Origin of the sequence: Pseudomonas sp. IT-P171 (assembly GCF_949767765.1) — a bacterium.
Lineage (GTDB): Bacteria > Pseudomonadota > Gammaproteobacteria > Pseudomonadales > Pseudomonadaceae > Aquipseudomonas > Aquipseudomonas fluorescens_B.
Genome location: NZ_CATKQN010000001.1, coordinates 231,134 through 248,091 on the forward strand (window position 1 = coordinate 231,134; position 16,958 = coordinate 248,091).

Annotated in this window: 13 protein-coding genes; 8 read left to right on the top strand and 5 right to left on the bottom strand. The window is 60.3% G+C overall.

Going from position 1 to position 16,958, the window contains the following annotated elements:
- The first annotated feature begins 298 nt into the window (after nt 1-298).
- The 5 genes from ACM6I5_RS01070 to ACM6I5_RS01090 all read left to right on the top strand — a co-directional run bounded on the left by ACM6I5_RS01070 (nt 299) and on the right by ACM6I5_RS01090 (nt 5,643).
- Nucleotides 299-1,510: an MFS transporter gene (locus ACM6I5_RS01070; RefSeq protein ID WP_017341055.1), complete on the top strand. Its 1,212-nt coding sequence runs from the start codon at nt 299-301 to the stop codon at nt 1,508-1,510.
- Nucleotides 1,511-1,642: 132 nt separating this feature from the next.
- Nucleotides 1,643-2,569, top strand: a complete 927-nt coding sequence (locus ACM6I5_RS01075) for a DUF72 domain-containing protein (protein WP_414883034.1) — start codon at nt 1,643-1,645, stop codon at nt 2,567-2,569.
- Complete coding sequence (locus tag ACM6I5_RS01080) at nt 2,566-3,363, top strand: endonuclease/exonuclease/phosphatase family protein (RefSeq protein ID WP_414883035.1); 798 nt, start codon at nt 2,566-2,568, stop codon at nt 3,361-3,363. Before ACM6I5_RS01075 ends, ACM6I5_RS01080 begins: the two co-directional genes overlap by 4 nt.
- A complete protein-coding gene (gene clsB / locus ACM6I5_RS01085) occupies nt 3,360-4,655 on the top strand; it encodes a cardiolipin synthase ClsB (protein WP_414878159.1) in 1,296 nt (431 codons plus the stop codon). The genes ACM6I5_RS01080 and clsB overlap by 4 nt, the downstream gene beginning before the upstream one ends.
- Nucleotides 4,642-5,643 (top strand): lysylphosphatidylglycerol synthase domain-containing protein, encoded by a 1,002-nt coding sequence (locus ACM6I5_RS01090; protein ID WP_017341059.1) that lies wholly within the window; start codon nt 4,642-4,644, stop codon nt 5,641-5,643. The genes clsB and ACM6I5_RS01090 overlap by 14 nt, the downstream gene beginning before the upstream one ends.
- 117 nt (nt 5,644-5,760) lie before the next feature.
- On the opposite strand, the gene ACM6I5_RS01095 is transcribed toward ACM6I5_RS01090, so the two are convergent.
- The 3 genes from ACM6I5_RS01095 to ACM6I5_RS01105 all read right to left on the bottom strand — a co-directional run bounded on the left by ACM6I5_RS01095 (nt 5,761) and on the right by ACM6I5_RS01105 (nt 8,819).
- A complete protein-coding gene (locus ACM6I5_RS01095) occupies nt 5,761-6,519 on the bottom strand; it encodes an alpha/beta hydrolase family protein (protein WP_017341060.1) in 759 nt (252 codons plus the stop codon).
- Nucleotides 6,509-7,618 (bottom strand): DUF3182 family protein, encoded by a 1,110-nt coding sequence (locus ACM6I5_RS01100; protein ID WP_414878161.1) that lies wholly within the window; start codon nt 7,616-7,618, stop codon nt 6,509-6,511. Before ACM6I5_RS01100 ends, ACM6I5_RS01095 begins: the two co-directional genes overlap by 11 nt.
- A 205-nt stretch (nt 7,619-7,823) precedes the next feature.
- Nucleotides 7,824-8,819 carry a GlxA family transcriptional regulator gene (locus ACM6I5_RS01105; RefSeq protein ID WP_414883036.1) on the bottom strand — a complete coding sequence of 332 codons (996 nt, stop codon included), beginning with the start codon at nt 8,817-8,819 and terminating at the stop codon, nt 7,824-7,826.
- Between the two features lie 101 nt (nt 8,820-8,920).
- Here ACM6I5_RS01105 and ACM6I5_RS01110 point away from each other — a divergent pair, with 101 nt between their 5' ends.
- Both ACM6I5_RS01110 and ACM6I5_RS01115 read left to right on the top strand, forming a co-directional pair.
- Nucleotides 8,921-9,475: a cysteine hydrolase family protein gene (locus tag ACM6I5_RS01110; protein WP_017341063.1), complete on the top strand. Its 555-nt coding sequence runs from the start codon at nt 8,921-8,923 to the stop codon at nt 9,473-9,475.
- Between the two features lie 187 nt (nt 9,476-9,662).
- Nucleotides 9,663-11,867: an OsmC domain/YcaO domain-containing protein gene (locus tag ACM6I5_RS01115; protein WP_414878163.1), complete on the top strand. Its 2,205-nt coding sequence runs from the start codon at nt 9,663-9,665 to the stop codon at nt 11,865-11,867.
- Between the two features lie 70 nt (nt 11,868-11,937).
- Here ACM6I5_RS01115 and ACM6I5_RS01120 read toward each other — a convergent pair whose 3' ends face one another.
- Both ACM6I5_RS01120 and ACM6I5_RS01125 read right to left on the bottom strand, forming a co-directional pair.
- Nucleotides 11,938-12,465, bottom strand: coding sequence for a single-stranded DNA-binding protein (locus tag ACM6I5_RS01120; RefSeq protein ID WP_017341065.1), 528 nt, complete (start codon nt 12,463-12,465; stop codon nt 11,938-11,940).
- A gap of 9 nt (nt 12,466-12,474) precedes the next feature.
- Nucleotides 12,475-13,872, bottom strand: a complete 1,398-nt coding sequence (locus ACM6I5_RS01125; protein ID WP_414883037.1) for an MFS transporter — start codon at nt 13,870-13,872, stop codon at nt 12,475-12,477.
- 191 nt (nt 13,873-14,063) lie between these two features.
- On the opposite strand from ACM6I5_RS01125, the gene uvrA reads away from it, so the two are divergent.
- A complete protein-coding gene (uvrA, locus tag ACM6I5_RS01130) occupies nt 14,064-16,898 on the top strand; it encodes an excinuclease ABC subunit UvrA (protein ID WP_017341067.1) in 2,835 nt (944 codons plus the stop codon).
- Nucleotides 16,899-16,958: the final 60 nt, after the last annotated feature.

The following is a 16,958-nucleotide window of genomic DNA, read 5'->3' on the forward strand; positions in this document are numbered from 1 at the left end:
TTGAAAAGGGTCTGTTAGGAACTGATTGGCAAATGCCCGGCAAGTTCGGTTCTGGCCGCGAGATAACGTTCCAGCCATTCTCCCTGTGGGAGCGAGCCTGCTCGCGATAGCGGCGGCACATCCAGCATTGATGGGGCGGAACCACCGTTATCGCGAGCAGGCTCGCTCCCACATTTAACCGTGGTGCTCTGTTGATATTTGACCTGAACGCAAATATCAAATGCCCACCCCTCTATTTTTCCGCACAACCCAAACCCGGACACTGCGCTCCATCAATCAATCCACCGGAGTTGCAGCCATGCCCATTGCCTTGCTCGCGCTGACCCTCAGCGCCTTTGCCATCGGGACGACCGAGTTCGTCATCGTTGGCCTGTTACCCACGATAGGCGCCGACCTTGGCGTCAGCCTGCCGTCTGCCGGCCTGCTGGTCAGTCTCTACGCCCTGGGCGTTGCCATCGGCGCACCGGTGCTGACCGCTCTCACCGGCAAAGTCCCGCGCAAACTGCTGCTGTTGTCGCTGATGGTGTTGTTCACCCTCGGCAACCTGCTGGCCTGGAAAGCGCCGAGCTACGAATCGCTGATCATTGCGCGAATCGTCACCGGCCTGGCCCACGGGGTGTTTTTCTCGATCGGCTCGACCATTGCCACCAGCCTGGTGCCGAAGGAAAAAGCCGCCAGTGCGATTGCGATCATGTTCACCGGCCTGACGGTCGCGCTGGTCACCGGTGTGCCGCTGGGTACGTTTATCGGTCAGCATTTCGGCTGGCGTGAAACCTTCCTCGCCGTCTCTGCGCTGGGTGTGATCGCCTTCATCGGCAGCCTGCTCTACGTGCCGAAGAACATCGCGCACAGCAAACCGGCTTCGCTGTTGCAGCAATTGCAGGTACTCAAGCAACCGCGTCTGCTGCTGGTGTATGCCATGACGGCGGTCGGTTACGGCGGCTCGTTCATCGCGTTTACGTTCCTGGCGCCGATTCTTCAGGACATCTCCGGTTTCAGCGCCAGCACCGTCAGCCTGGTGTTGCTGGTCTACGGGATCTCGGTGGCAGTCGGCAACATCTGGGGCGGCAAACTGGCCGACAAACGCGGCCCGATCAGCGCCCTGAAAATCATCTTCGCCCTGCTCGCCGCCGTGCTGTTCGTGCTGACGTTCACCGCCGGCAACCCATGGCTGGCGCTGGCCACCGTGCTGGTCTGGGGTGCGGTTGCATTCGGCAACGTGCCGGGCTTGCAGGTGTATGTGGTGCGTCAGGCCGAACATCACACGCCGCAGGCGGTGGACGTGGCGTCTGGGCTGAACATCGCCGCGTTCAACCTCGGCATTGCCGGTGGTGCGTGGGGCGGTGGTTTGATCGTCGCTCATATGGGCTTGATCCATACCGCATGGATCGGTGGCCTGGTAGTGCTGGTGGCACTGGCGCTGACCGCGTGGAGCGGTCGTCTTGATCGTCTCGGCCCGGTGTATGCCGAACCGGCTGAAGGTTCGACCCGCGTCGTCGCCGGCCACTGATAAAGCTCGCTCCCACAGGATCCTCGGTGGTCTTTCAAGCGTTTACCGTCTGTAGCCCCGTCGAAACTTTCTCGCTTGCCCCGCAGTCATCAAAAGACAGGGGCAACCGAGGACCATCAGACGGGAGGCGACATGGCGGGGATTCACATTGGTATTTCAGGCTGGCGCTACACACCCTGGAGAGGGGATTTCTACCCGAAGGGGCTGACCCAGAAGCGCGAATTGCAGTTCGCGTCACGGTCGGTCAACAGCATCGAAATCAATGGATCGTTTTACGCCCTGCAACGGCCCGAACGGTACGCCCAGTGGTACGACGAAACCCCGGCAGACTTCGTCTTCAGTATCAAAGCCCCGCGGTTCATCACCCACATCAAACGCCTTCGAGATGTCCATAAACCCTTGGCGAATTTCTTTGCCTCCGGGGTACTGGAACTCAAGGAAAAACTCGGTCCTGTCCTCTGGCAATTCCCGCCCAGTTTCAAATTCGACGCAGAGCTGTTCGACCACTTTCTCGAGCAATTGCCCCGCAACACCGAACAGGCTACCACCCTCGCCCGTCAGCACGACTCACACGTGAACGGTCACGCCAGCATGAAGGCGTATAAGAAAAAGCCGCTGCGTCATGCCGTCGAGATCAGAAACGACACCTTCATCGACCCGGCGTTTGTCCGCCTGCTCAAACGCCACAACGTCGCCTTGGTCATTGCTGACACCGCCGGTAAATGGCCGTATCGCGAAGACATCACCAGCGACTTCGTGTACCTGCGCCTGCACGGCGCCGAAGAACTCTATGCCAGCGGTTACACCCCCGAAGCGCTGGAACGCTGGGCCGCGCGGATCGAGGCCTGGAACCACGGCCGACAACCCTCCGACGCGCATCTGATCGCACCACGGCAAAAACCCAAGGCACGCAAATCCCGGGAAGTGTTTTGCTATTTCGACAATGACATCAAAGTCCGCGCGCCCTTCGATGCCCGCCGTTTGCTCGAACATTTTCATCTCGACAAGAACCTCGCCACCGCCCCCGGCGAGCCGGCTGCCGAAGGGGTGCTGCCATGAATGGGCCCGAGCCGTTCAATGCCATCGATGACCAGCCGCCAGCCATGGCCGCCGTGCGCCGCTTCACCGTGCTGACGGTCAACACGCACAAGGGTTTTACCGCGCTGAACCGGCGTTTCATCCTGCCGGAACTGCGTGAAGCGGTGCGCAGCGTATCCGCCGATGTGGTGTTTTTGCAGGAAGTCCACGGCACCCACGAACATCATCCCCGGCGCTACAGCAACTGGCCGACAATGCCGCAGTACGAATTCCTTGCCGATACGCTGTGGCCGCAGTTCGCCTACGGACGCAATGCGGTGTACCCGGCGGGCGATCACGGCAATGCGCTGCTGTCGAAATTCCAGATCATTCGCCACGACAACCTCGACGTGTCGATCAGCGGACACGAGAACCGCGGCATCCTGCATTGCGTATTGCGCCTGCCCGGCGACGGCCCGGAGGTGCACGCTATCTGCGTGCATCTGGGCCTGCGCGAAACCCATCGCAACGAACAGCTGAAGCTGCTGGCCCAGCGCCTCGAAGAGTTGCCGGCTGATGCGCCGGTGATTGTCGCCGGCGACTTCAACGATTGGCGCCAGCGCGCCGATGCGCTGCTCAAACCCTGTGGACTGCGCGAGGTGTTCGCCGAACACCACGGCAAACCGGCGCGCAGTTTTCCGGCGCGCTTGCCGGCCTTGCGCCTGGACCGCATCTACGTGCGCAACCTCAAGGCCAGCCACCCGAAAGTCCTGGCGGCACGGCCCTGGTCACACCTTTCCGACCACGCACCGCTATCGGTGGAGATCGAGCTATGAGCAGCGCACCGATGGAAAAAACCACTGCGGAACATCTGGCCACCCACCCGTCGATCCGTGAACCCGGCGTGGTCGACGTCCAATACGGCTGGCAAGGCAACAACCTGGTGGAACTGCTGGAGAACGGCGAAGCGTATTTTCCGCGGGTGTTCGAGGCCATGCGCCAGGCCAAGACTGAAATCCTCCTGGAAACCTTCATCGTGTTCGAGGACAAGGTGGGCAACGAGTTGCAGCAAGTGCTGATCGAGGCGGCGCAACGCGGCGTGCGCGTCACCGCCAGCCTCGACGGTTTTGGCTGCGGCGAGCTGACCACCGGCTATCTCGCGGCATTGAGCGAGGCCGGCGTGCGCATTCAGATATTTGACCCGGCGCCGAAACGGCTCGGCTTTCGCACCAACTGGTTTCGGCGCCTGCACCGCAAGATTGTGGTGGTCGACGGCACGATTGCGTTCATCGGCGGGATAAACTTTTCCGCCGACCATCTGGCCGACTTCGGCCCCGAGGCCAAGCAGGATTACTCGGTTGAAGTGCAAGGCCCGGCGGTGGCGGACATTCATCATTTCGCCCTGCTGCAAAGCGGCCGCCCGGCGCGGGCCAAATACTGGTGGCAGCGGCGCCGGCAGCGGCGTTCGGAACTGGCCTTCAGCGACCACGATGGCCAAGTCAGGCTGGTGTACCGCGACAACGGCGATCACCGGACCGATATCGAAGAGGTTTATCGACAGGTGCTGCGCAGTGCCCAGCGCCGCGTGGTCATCGCCAACGCCTATTTCTTCCCGGGCTATCGCCTGCTGCGCGAGATTCGCAACGCCGCTCGCCGTGGCGTCGAGGTGCGGCTGATTCTGCAAGGTCAGCCGGACATGATGGTGGCCAAACTGGCCGCGCGCATGACCTATGACTACTTGCTCAAGGCCGGCGTGCAGATTCACGAGTATTGCGAGCGGCCGCTGCATGGCAAAGTCGCATTGGTGGACGAGGACTGGAGCACCGTCGGTTCGAGCAATCTCGACCCGCTGAGCCTGTCGATGAACCTGGAAGCCAACGTGCTGATCCGCGATCGCGCCTTCAACCGCGATTTGTTCGAACGCCTCGAAATGCTGAGTAACAACCACTGCAAAGCCATGTCGGCAGATAAATCCCCGCGCGGGCGGGTCTGGCACATGACCGTCGGTTTTCTGGTGTTTCACTTTCTGCGGCACTTCCCGGCGTGGGCCGGCTGGCTGCCGGCACACAAGCCGCGCCTGAAACCCTTCACCCACGTTGCCGGGAGTGATCTTCATGGACCGCGCTGAAACACACTCGGCGCCTCACGCCGACAGCACGACACCTGCCTCGGTAAAAAAAACCCGCTGGAGTCGCTGGAAAAAACCGCTGACGATGCTGTTTTTCCTGGCACTGATCGTGTTGTTCACGATGCTGGCCCAGCGCATCGAATGGAACGAGGTGTTCGATACCCTCGCCGACTTCAAGGTGCGCACGCTGATCATTGCCTCCGGGCTGACGCTGGTGAGTTTCCTGGTGTACGCCTGCTTCGACCTGATCGGCCGCACCTACATTCGTCAGGACCTGACCTGGAAGCAGATACTGCCGGTGGGCATCATCAGCTACGCGTTCAACCTTAACCTCAGCGCCTGGGTCGGCGGCATCGCCATGCGTTATCGCTTGTATTCGCGGCTCGGCGTGAGCAAAAGCAACATCGCGAAAATCCTCGGCCTGAGCCTGGCGACCAACTGGTTTGGCTACATGGTGATTGCCGGCGCGGTGTTCAGCAGCGGACTGGTGCGCATGCCGCCCGGCTGGAAACTCAGCACTGGCGCGTTGCAAGGGGTGGGCGTTTTGTTATTGCTGGTGAGCGCGGGTTATCTGGCGGCGTGCCGGTTTTCCAAGCGGCGCGAGTGGGCCATTCGAGGCGTGGAAATCAACCTGCCTTCCTTGCGCATGGCGATCCTGCAACTGTGCCTCGGCGCGCTGAACTGGTCGCTGATGGCGGCGGTTATTTTCACTTTGCTGCCGAGCAAACTGGATTATCCGTTGGTGCTCGGGGTGTTGCTGATCAGCGCCATTGCCGGGGTCATCACCCACATTCCGGCGGGGCTTGGGGTGCTGGAAGCGGTGTTTGTGGCGTTGCTGCAGCATGAGGTGTCGCGGGGGAGCCTGGTGGCGGGGTTGCTGGCGTATCGGGCAATTTATTTCATCTTGCCGTTGCTGATTACGCTGGTGATGTATCTGGTGGTCGAGGCCAAGGCCAAGTCGTTGCGGATCGCGAAAAAGCCCAAGTGATTACGGCTCTTGTGGCGAGGGAGCTTGCTCCCGCCGGGTCGCGAAGCGGCCCCCTTTATCTCTGAAAAGAAGAGGACTGCTGCGCAGTCCAGCCGGAGCAAGCTATCTCGCCACAAATCACTTGGACTGAATGATGCTCAACCGCTCACCCACCACCATCTCAGTGATCCAGTCCACCAGAATCGAGGTGTACGCCTGCTGCGAAACCGGCTCGCTCAACGCGTGATCGGCGCCGTCGATAATCCGGTGCGTCAGCGAATGCGTCTGCTGGCACGCGGCGCGATAGCTCATGATCGTCGCGTGTGGCACCCAGTCGTCGGTCTCAGACTCCACCAACAGCACATCCCCGGTAAATTGCGAACACGCGTGCAACGCGCGATTGCTATCGGCGCGAACCAGGGTGCTGCGGTAATCGCGCAAATCCATCTTGTCCAGATCGCGCTTGGGTGTATGCCATTGCTCGTCGCGATACAGCGCCGGCACCCGTAGCGCCAGCCAGCGTACCGGACGCAATGACGTCAGGATCGACGCCAGGTAACCGCCATAACTGGTACCGACCACGGCGATCGCCGAAGTATCGAGTGCCGGATGCGCAAGCAATCGGTCGTAAGCCGCCAGCAGGTCGCGCAGGTTGTCTTCTCGCGTGACCCGCGTCAGCGGAATGCCGGTGCCGCCGGTGTGCCCGCGCAAGTCGAACGTCAGGCACACGCAGCCCAGACCGGCGATGCCTTTGGCCCGTTCAAGGTCGCGTTCCTGGCTGCCACCCCAGCCGTGCACGAAGAGCACGCCGGGGACTTTCGATTTGGGGCTGAGAAAAGTCCCGCTCATCTGTTCATCGTCGATGTCGATCTGAATGGTTTCGCTTCTAGCCGTCATAGGATTGGACCGTTACGTACTTGAGAAGAAATTCACTGTCTTGCGCCGGCCCGCGGTACACCTCGATGGCGTCCGCCGGCAGCGCCTGATCGATGTAGGTTTCCACCGAAGACACACGGATGGCGCGCATGGTCGGGTGGTTGACGAAACTCTGCAATGCCGCCACTTCCGCGCTGCTGGCGCCCCCCATGCGCCAGGACTGTTCGAGCACGCCACTGCGCTGCAGGCCGTTAGCGTCAAGGCCTTGCGCGATGTCGTAGTTGCGCCGCGACGCGTAGAAGCCGGGATAGGCTTCGTCCGCGGCACTGTCGAACACCTGCGCCTGGCGGATTGCCAATCGCACCTCATCGGGCAAATCCAGCTTGAGCAAATCGTCGTAGTCACCCTGCACCACGAGCAGGTTGGACCCTCCATAAACCTGCTCGCCCTGGGCGTCGCTGGTCAAGTATTGATCACCGCAGTAGCTCAACACTTTGTCGCCGATGAAGCTTTGGCCGACGCTGTGGGTCACCACGTCGGTCAGGTCCTGTTCCAGCACCACACCTTCGGTGAACAGCGTTTGAGCATCGGGCCTGGCAAGGATTTCGTCGAACTGATCAAGGCTGTTGATCACCTCCTGACCCCGCCCGGCACAGGCATGAATCGGCTTCATGCGAATGGGGCCGCTGTAGAGCAAATGTTCCGCCGCAGGGCGCGCATCGTCGAGGGAAAACACGCTGAGGCCATCCAGCACCACACTGCGCACCCGCTCGGAAAACAGCGGCGACCAACCTTGCGGAGCGTGAGCGTTTTTATTCCGCAGGCCGTGGCTGATGGCTTTGGTGCAGATGAAATCATGCTCGACGTAGCCACCCCATAAATCCTCCGGTCCGCTGACGCCCAACTGCCGCGCGGCAGCGGCACCGACCAGGGTTTGGGTGGGCAACAGATAAAGGTCACGACCGCTGTGCAGTTCGGGATCGAAACTGCCACCGAATTTGAGCCCGAGGATCTGCGCCAGCCAACGGGCCAGCGCGCGGTTGGTTTCGACTTCATGTTGTGGCGCGTCGGGGCGCACCGAATGGGCGACTACCAGTTTCTTGCGGTTTGTTGGGGTCATGCGTCCCCCTTCAATCGGCGCTCGATGAATGTAGTGGTAGGGGTGCAGAGATCAGGCCAATCGCACCCGGTGTGAAATGAACGGCAAATCAAGAGGTTGTTGAAAAGGTGATGGCACTACGCCTGTCTTATTCTGCACGACACCTGTTTCAGTTCCGGCATTTTGCACGACCCAAGCCATGCTCAGATCCAATGTGGCGTTCGGGCTAACGAGCCACGGCTGCCGTCGGCGAAACGCCAAACCGCGCCCGATAATCACTCGGCGCCAGACCCGTTATCTTCTTGAACGTCGCGCGAAAGGCGCTCGGGTCCTGATAACCCACGGTCCAGGCAATGTGATCGATGGTGCCGTTGGTGAATTCAAGCATTTCCCGGGCCTTGCCGACGCGCAGGTGCTGACAGTACTCGGTGGGTTTCAACCCGGTCGCCCCACGGAATCGGCGCAGGAACGTGCGCTCTTCCAGCCCTGCCCGTTCGGCCATCGCCGCCAGCGACACATCAGTCGCCCCGGTGCTTTGCAGCCAATGCTGTACCTTGAGAATCGAGGCGTCGCCATGGCTGAGGATCGGTGAAAAATTACTGCCGCATTCGCTCGCGCTGTCGCTGTGTTCCACCACCAGAAAACGCGCCGTGCCGGTGGCGATGCTCGGTCCCAGCAGGCGGTCGACCAGACGCAAACCCAGCTCGGACCAGGCCATTAACCCAGCCGTGGTAATCAGGTCGCCGTCGTCGACGATCGGTGTATCGGCCTTGAGTCGGATCGCCGGGTAACGCTCGGCGAACGCCTTGGCCGAGGTCCAGTGGGTGGTGGCGCTGCGGCCGTCGAGCAGGCCGCTTTCGGCCAATAGAATCGAGCCCACGCAGACGCCACCAAGGGTCGCGCCTTGTGCATGTTGCTGCCGAATCCAGCTCAGCAAGCCTTGCGGCGCCTGGCCTTCGGAAAAACCGGCAATCGACGGCGGGATCAGCACCGCCACCAATGCACCGTCCGGCGCGGGATGGCTGTCGTAGACGCGCGTGGGTGCCTGACCGCCATCGACTTGCCAATGGCTGACCCGCAACAGCGGCAACTGTGAAGCCTGATAGTCGGCAGCAATCTGGTTCGCCACTCCGAACAAGTCCGTCAGCCCGTGCACTGCCGCCATCTGCGCGCCCGGATAAATCAGCACGCCCAGCTCGGCGATTGCCCTTTGTGCGTCCATTGTCAGTTTTACCCCTTCTATTGTCGGTGCGGCCAATCCTCGGACGGCCTGCCAGAGCCGATACTTCATTCCACACCCAACACCCACTCGAGGAAACAGTCATGGCCAAGCAAGCACTCATCGTAGTCGATATCCAAAACGACTACTTCCCCCAAGGCAAGTGGCCGCTGGTCGGTGCGGATGCCGCCGCAGACAACGCCGTACGCCTGATCAAGGCCTTCCGCGATGCTGGCGATTCGGTGGTGCACATTCGCCACGAATTCACCTCCAACGACGCGCCGTTCTTCACTCCGGGCTCCGAAGGCGCGAAGCTGCACCCCAAAGTTCTCAACCGAGCCGACGAGCCGGTGGTGCTCAAGCATTTCGTGAACTCGTTCCGCGAAACCGAACTGAAGTCGATCCTCGACGAACAAGACATCAAGGAACTGGTGGTGATCGGCAGCATGAGCCACATGTGCATCGACGGCATTACCCGCGCAGCCGCCGACATGGGTTACACCGTCACGGTCATTCATGACGCCTGTGCCTCACGTGACCTGGAGTTCAACGGCCTCACCGTTCCGGCGGCCCACGTTCACGCCGCGTTCATGTCGGCCTTGGGTTTCGCCTATGCCAGCGTGGTGTCCACCGACGAGTTCCTGGCGGCGCATCACTGATCAACGCTTGCGCGTCGGGTGCTGCCACCCGACGCTCCCGAAACACAGAAAGCCCGGTGCCGTGCATCGGGCGTTTGGGGTGAAACAGGTGCAAACCTGTCTCGGGACTGGACAACCACAAGACTTACCGCCGAAAAGCCGGATAATGGCGGCCAAATCGTCTAGCCCGTTATTCTGGTAATCCCCCATGGAAATCAAGGTCAACTTTCTCGACAACCTTCGGCTTGAAGCCAAGTTCGACGACTTCACGGTGGTGGCCGATCAACCTATCCGCTACAAGGGCGATGGCTCGGCACCGGGTCCGTTCGACTACTTCCTGGCTTCGTCGGCGCTGTGTGCGGCGTACTTTGTGAAGTTGTACTGCAGCACCCGCAATATCCCCACGGATAACATCCGCCTGTCGCAGAACAACATTGTTGACCCGGAAAACCGCTACAACCAGATTTTCAAGATCCAGGTCGAGCTGCCGGCGGACATCTCCGACAAGGACCGCCAGGGCATCCTGCGCTCCATCGACCGCTGCACCGTGAAAAAAGTGGTGCAAGCCGGGCCTGAGTTTGTGATCGAAGAAGTGGACAACCTCGACGCCGATGCCCAGGCATTGTTGATGCCTGCTTCCAGTTCAGAGGCGAGCACTTATATTGCCGGCAAGGATCTGCCGCTGGAGCAAACCATCACCAACATGTCGGCCATTCTGGCAGACCTGGGGATGAAGATCGAAATCGCCTCGTGGCGCAATATCGTGCCCAATGTGTGGTCGCTGCATATCCGCGATGCGCACTCGCCGATGTGCTTTACCAACGGCAAGGGTGCAACCAAGGAAGGCGCGCTGGCCTCGGCGCTGGGCGAGTTTATCGAGCGACTCAACTGCAACTTCTTCTACAACGATCAGTTCTGGGGTGAAGACATCGCCAACGCTGCGTTTGTGCACTACCCGGACGAACGCTGGTTCCAGCCTGGCCGTAAAGATGCGTTGCCCGCCGACATTCTCGACGAGTACTGCCTGAAGATTTACAACCGCGACGGCGAGCTGCGTGGTTCTCATCTGATCGATACCAACTCGGGCAATGAAGAACGTGGCATCTGCTCGCTGCCGTACGTGCGCCAGTCGGACGGCGAAGTGGTGTATTTCCCGTCCAACCTGATTGAAAACCTGTTCCTGAGCAACGGAATGAGTGCCGGTAACACGCTGGCCGAAGCCCAGGTGCAGTGCCTGTCGGAGATCTTCGAGCGCGCGGTCAAACGCGAAATCATCGAAGGTGAATTTGCACTGCCGGATGTGCCGGCCCACGTGCTGGCGAAGTACCCCGCAATTCTGGCCGGTATTCAGGCGCTGGAAGAACAAGGGTTCCCCGTGCTGGTGAAGGATGCGTCCCTGGGGGGGGAGTTCCCGGTGATGTGCGTCACGCTGATGAACCCGCGTACCGGCGGTGTGTTTGCCTCGTTCGGCGCGCACCCGAGCCTGGAAGTGGCGCTGGAACGCAGCCTCACCGAATTGCTCCAGGGCCGCAGTTTCGAAGGCCTCAACGACTTGCCACAGCCGACGTTTGAAGGTCATGCGGTGACCGAGCCGAATAACTTCGTCGAGCACTTCATCGACTCCAGCGGCGTGGTGTCGTGGCGCTTCTTCAGCTCAAAGTCGGATTACGAATTCGTGGAGTGGGACTTCTCCGGCCAGGGTGAAAACTCGAATACCGAAGAAGCCGCAACCTTGTTCGGCATTCTCGAAGGCATGGGCAAGGAAGTGTACATGGCGGTGTACGAGCATATCGGCGCGACGGCCTGCCGCATCCTGGTGCCGGACTATTCGGAAATTTATCCGGTAGACGATCTGATCTGGGATAACACCAACAAAGCGCTGTTCTTCCGCGCCGACATCCTGAACCTGCATCGCCTGGACGAGGCCGAACTGCAGGCACTGGCGGAGCGTCTGGTGGAAAGCGAGCTGGACGACTACACCGACATCACCAGCCTGATCGGCATCGAATTTGACGACAATACCGCTTGGGGTCAGCTGACGATCCTGGAATTGAAGCTGCTGATTTATCTCGCCTTGCAGCAATTTGAAGAGGCGAAAGAAGCGGTGGAGATGTTCCTGCAGTACAACGACAACACGGTTGAGCGTGGCTTGTTCTATCAGGCCGTCAATGTGGTGCTGGAGATGAAACTGGACGAAGACCTGGAACTGGAGGACTACGAGGCCAACTTCCGCCGGATGTTCGGCAACGAGCGGATGGATGCAGCGATCGGCTCGGTGGACGGCAGCGTACGCTTCCATGGCTTGACGCCGACCAGCATGAAACTGGAGGGGCTCGACCGGCACCTGCGGTTGATCGACAGCTACAAAAAGCTGCACACGGCGCGGGCCAATGTGACCCCTTTATCCCGCTAACAGCGTCCACAAAAAAGCGAAGCCAGATCACTGGCTTCGCTTTTTTTGTTACTGACTGAATAGCCGCTTCTTAGAACGGGATATCGTCATCAAAGCTGTCGAAATCCGGAGCCGGCTGAGGAGCGGCCTGCTGCTGTGGAGCCGGACGCGACTGTTGAGGTGCCGACGACTGTTGCGGACGCGGAGCCTGCTGGCGTGGAGCCGGGGCGGACTGCTGATAGTTGTTACCCCCGCCTTGTTGGTCGCCCTGCTGTGGACGGCCACCGAGCAGTTGCATGGTGCCTTGCATGTCGACCACGATTTCAGTGGTGTAACGCTTGATACCGTCTTTTTCCCACTCGCGGGTCTGCAGCTTGCCTTCGATGTAGACCTGCGAACCTTTACGCAGGTACTCGCCGGCGATTTCCGCTACCTTGCCGAACATCGACACACGGTGCCATTCAGTCTTCTCGACTTTCTGGCCGGTTTGCTTGTCGGTCCACTGTTCGCTGGTCGCCAGACTCAGGTTGGTCACGGCGTTACCGTTAGGCAAGTAGCGAACTTCGGGATCCTGGCCGCAAGTGCCGACCAATATGACTTTGTTAACCCCACGGGCCATAACGTTCTCCTAGGCTACGCACGCTGCCCCGGCCGGGTTGTTCACCAGGCGCTCAAGGGTGGTGCGATCCAATAGTTCGGTGTCCAATTTTATGTAAATCGCCGCTTCATCTTCGACGATTACTGCATCTGTTACCCCTACGACGGCCTTCAGGCGCTCGACCAGACCCGCTTCGCGGATCGCCTCGGGCGACAACGGCAAGCGCAGGCTCGTCACGTAAGGTGGTTCGCGCATGGTAACAGCAAAGGCCAGCCAGAGGGCAGCCAGGCCGGCGCATCCGAGGAATACCGCCGACAAACCGCCGTGCTGGAACATCCAGCCGCCGAGGATCCCGCCCAGCGCCGAACCGAGGAACTGGCTGGTGGAATAAACCCCCATCGCCGTGCCCTTGCCGCCCGCCGGTGAAACCTTGCTGATCAGCGATGGCAACGAAGCTTCCAGCAGATTGAACGCGGTAAAGAACACCACCGTCCCGATCACCAGAGCCCGCAAGCTATCGCCGAACTGCCAGAAGAATAGCTCAGTGAGCATCAGCGTCAGCACCGCGCCCAATAAAACTCGTTTCATTTTGCGTTTCTTCTCGCCGTAGATAATGAACGGGATCATGGCGAAGAAAGAAATCAGCAGCGCAGTCAAATAGACCCACCAGTGCTGCTCTTTGGGCAGCCCGGCTCTTTCGACCAGGGCCAGTGGCAACGCCACGAAGCTCGACATCAACATCGCGTGCAACACAAAAATGCCCAGGTCCAGGCGCAGCAGGTCCGGGTGCTTGAGCGTCGGCATCAGCGCCTGACGCGCGACGCCGGACTCGCGATGCTGCAACGGCCCGGTGGAGCGCGGCACCATGAACATCACGATCACGATGCCAAACAGCGCCATGCCACCGGTGGCGAAAAACAATCCGGACAGGCCGAAAGCGCGGGTCAGCAACGGTCCTACCACCATGGCGACCGCGAACGACAGACCGATCGTCATGCCGATCATGGCCATGGCTTTGGTCCGATGCTGTTCGCGGGTCAGGTCTGACAGCAACGCCATCACGGCCGCGGAAATGGCCCCGGCGCCTTGCAGGATGCGTCCGGCGATAACGCCCCAGATCGAATCGGCATTGGCCGCCAGCACGCTGCCGAGGGCGAAGACGATCAGCCCCAGGTAAATCACCGGGCGACGCCCGATGCGGTCGGAAATGAAACCGAAAGGGATCTGGAAAATCGCCTGGGTCAGGCCGTAAGCGCCAATCGCCAGCCCGATCAGGGCCGGGGTCGCTCCCGCCAGATCCATCCCATAGGTCGCCAATACCGGCAACACCATGAACATGCCAAGCATACGGAAGGCGAACACAAGGGCCAGACCGCTTGCTGCGCGGGTCTCACTGCCACTCATGCGTTCGCTGTGGGGATCGTGCATGGAAAAACCTCATGTGAACCGGCGGCGATTCTACCAGTCCCATCGATTGACAGGGTATATCGCGACGCTTTGACGCGCTCCGCTGACAGACTCTTCATGTACGACAGTCATCCACTCGTTTGATAGTGTGCATCCATCCAGTATTTGGCCGTATACTCCTACGTTTTCGACGCCCGCCGAGCGAGGCCACTTTGGACAAGATCCTGATTCGTGGGGCCCGAACCCACAACCTGAAGAACATCGACCTGACCCTGCCGCGGGACAAACTGATCGTCATCACCGGCCTGTCCGGATCCGGCAAATCGTCCCTGGCATTCGACACGCTGTACGCCGAAGGCCAGCGCCGCTATGTCGAATCGCTGTCGGCCTATGCCCGGCAGTTTTTGTCGATGATGGAAAAACCGGACGTCGACACCATTGAAGGCCTGTCGCCAGCCATTTCCATCGAACAGAAGTCGACTTCGCATAACCCGCGTTCGACCGTCGGCACCATCACCGAAATCTACGACTACCTGCGCCTGCTTTACGCTCGCGTGGGTATTCCGCGTTGCCCGGATCACGACATTCCGCTGGAAGCGCAGACGGTCAGCCAGATGGTTGACCTGGTCCTCGCGCAGCCGGAGGGCAGCAAGCTGATGCTGCTGGCGCCGGTGATTCGCGAGCGCAAAGGTGAACATCTTTCAGTGTTCGAAGAACTGCGTGCCCAGGGCTTTGTGCGGGCCAGGGTCAACGGCAGGATCTGCGAACTGGATGAGCTGCCGAAGCTGGATAAACAAAAGAAGCATTCGATTGATGTAATAGTCGACCGCTTCAAGGTCCGCGCCGACCTGCAACAGCGCCTCGCCGAATCGTTCGAGACCGCGCTGAAGCTGGCGGACGGCATTGCGCTGGTTGCGCCGATGGACGATGAGCCGGGTGAAGAAATCATCTTCTCCGCGCGCTTCGCCTGCCCGATTTGCGGCCACGCCATCAGCGAGCTGGAACCCAAACTGTTCTCCTTCAACAACCCGGCCGGCGCCTGTCCGACGTGCGACGGCTTGGGCGTGAAGCAGTTCTTCGACATCAAGCGACTGGTCAATGGTGAACTGACCCTGGCCGAGGGCGCGATTCGCGGCTGGGACAGGCGCAACGTCTATTACTTCCAGATGCTCGGGTCGCTGGCGTCGCACTACAAGTTCAGCCTCGAAGTGCCGTTCAATGAACTGCCCGCCGATCAGCAGAAGTTCATCCTGCACGGCAGTGGCTCGCAGAACGTCGACTTCAAGTACCTGAACGACCGTGGCGACATCGTCAAACGTTCGCACCCGTTCGAAGGCATCGTACCGAACCTGGAGCGTCGCTACCGCGAAACCGAATCGGCCTCCGTGCGCGAGGAACTGGCCAAGTTCCTCAGTACCCAGCCGTGCCCGGATTGCCGTGGCACCCGCCTGCGTCGTGAGGCACGACACGTCTGGGTCGGCGAGAAGACTTTGCCGGCCGTCACCAATCTGCCGATTGGCGATGCGTGCGAATACTTCGGTGTGCTGAAACTGACCGGGCGTCGCGGCGAAATTGCCGACAAGATCCTCAAGGAAATCCGTGAGCGCCTGCAGTTCCTGGTCAACGTCGGTCTCGACTACCTGTCGCTGGATCGCAGTGCCGACACGTTGTCTGGCGGTGAAGCTCAGCGGATTCGCCTGGCCAGTCAGATCGGTGCCGGTCTGGTTGGCGTTCTGTACATCCTCGATGAACCGTCGATTGGTCTGCATCAGCGCGACAACGATCGGCTGCTGGGCACGCTCAAGCACCTGCGCGATATCGGCAACACGGTGATCGTGGTCGAGCACGATGAAGATGCGATTCGCCTGGCTGACTATGTGGTGGATATCGGTCCGGGTGCTGGCGTGCATGGCGGGCATATCGTCGCCGAAGGTACGCCGGCCGAGGTCATGGCTCACCCTGATTCGTTGACCGGCAAATACTTGTCCGGCCGGGTGAAAATCGCCGTACCGGCCAAACGCACACCGCGCAACAAGAAGTTGTCGCTGTCCCTCAAGGGGGCGCGCGGCAACAACCTGCGTAACGTCGATCTGGACATTCCGATCGGTCTGCTGACCTGTGTCACCGGCGTGTCTGGCTCGGGTAAATCGACGCTGATCAACAACACACTGTTTCCTTTGAGCGCGACGGCACTCAACGGTGCAACGACGCTTGAGGCTGCGGCTCACGACAGCATCAAAGGGCTGGAGCATCTGGACAAGGTCGTCGACATCGACCAAAGCCCGATTGGCCGCACCCCACGCTCCAACCCGGCGACGTACACCGGGTTATTCACACCGATTCGCGAACTGTTCGCCGGCGTGCCGGAATCCCGTTCGCGCGGTTACGGGCCGGGGCGTTTCTCCTTCAACGTGAAGGGCGGACGCTGCGAGGCTTGTCAGGGCGACGGCTTGATCAAGGTTGAAATGCACTTCCTGCCGGACATCTATGTCCCTTGCGATGTCTGCAAGAGCAAGCGCTACAACCGTGAAACGCTTGAGATCAAGTACAAGGGCAAGAGCATCCATGAAACCCTTGAGATGACCATCGAAGAAGCTCGGGTGTTTTTTGACGCAGTTCCGGCACTGGCGCGCAAGCTTCAGACACTGATGGATGTCGGCCTGTCGTACATCAAGCTCGGGCAATCGGCGACCACGCTGTCCGGTGGTGAAGCGCAGCGGGTGAAACTGTCCCGCGAACTGTCCAAGCGCGATACCGGCAAGACGCTGTATATCCTCGATGAACCGACTACCGGTTTGCACTTCGCGGATATCCAGCAACTGCTCGACGTGTTGCATCGACTGCGCGACCACGGCAACACCGTGGTGGTGATCGAGCACAATCTGGACGTGATCAAGACGGCTGATTGGCTGGTGGATCTTGGACCGGAAGGGGGCTCCAAAGGCGGGCAGATCATTGCGGTCGGCACGCCAGAGGAAGTCTCCGAGATGAAGCAGTCTCACACCGGTTTCTACCTCAAGCCATTGCTGGCTCGCGACAAGGCCTGAATCAGGCCCATGAAAAAGCCCCTGTCACTTTGTCGGTGACAGGGGCTTTTTTGTGTCCGG

Bases quoted from the DNA above. Each gene is read 5' to 3' on its own strand.
- ACM6I5_RS01070 (WP_017341055.1), top strand. From the start codon at position 299: ATGCCCATTGCCTTGCTCGCGCTGACCCTCAGCGCCTTTGCCATCGGG.
- ACM6I5_RS01075 (WP_414883034.1), top strand. From the start codon at position 1,643: ATGGCGGGGATTCACATTGGTATTTCAGGCTGGCGCTACACACCCTGG.
- ACM6I5_RS01080 (WP_414883035.1), top strand. From the start codon at position 2,566: ATGAATGGGCCCGAGCCGTTCAATGCCATCGATGACCAGCCGCCAGCC.
- clsB (WP_414878159.1), top strand. From the start codon at position 3,360: ATGAGCAGCGCACCGATGGAAAAAACCACTGCGGAACATCTGGCCACC.
- ACM6I5_RS01090 (WP_017341059.1), top strand. From the start codon at position 4,642: ATGGACCGCGCTGAAACACACTCGGCGCCTCACGCCGACAGCACGACA.
- ACM6I5_RS01095 (WP_017341060.1), bottom strand. From the start codon at position 6,519: ATGACGGCTAGAAGCGAAACCATTCAGATCGACATCGACGATGAACAG.
- ACM6I5_RS01100 (WP_414878161.1), bottom strand. From the start codon at position 7,618: ATGACCCCAACAAACCGCAAGAAACTGGTAGTCGCCCATTCGGTGCGC.
- ACM6I5_RS01105 (WP_414883036.1), bottom strand. From the start codon at position 8,819: ATGGACGCACAAAGGGCAATCGCCGAGCTGGGCGTGCTGATTTATCCG.
- ACM6I5_RS01110 (WP_017341063.1), top strand. From the start codon at position 8,921: ATGGCCAAGCAAGCACTCATCGTAGTCGATATCCAAAACGACTACTTC.
- ACM6I5_RS01115 (WP_414878163.1), top strand. From the start codon at position 9,663: ATGGAAATCAAGGTCAACTTTCTCGACAACCTTCGGCTTGAAGCCAAG.
- ACM6I5_RS01120 (WP_017341065.1), bottom strand. From the start codon at position 12,465: ATGGCCCGTGGGGTTAACAAAGTCATATTGGTCGGCACTTGCGGCCAG.
- ACM6I5_RS01125 (WP_414883037.1), bottom strand. From the start codon at position 13,872: ATGCACGATCCCCACAGCGAACGCATGAGTGGCAGTGAGACCCGCGCA.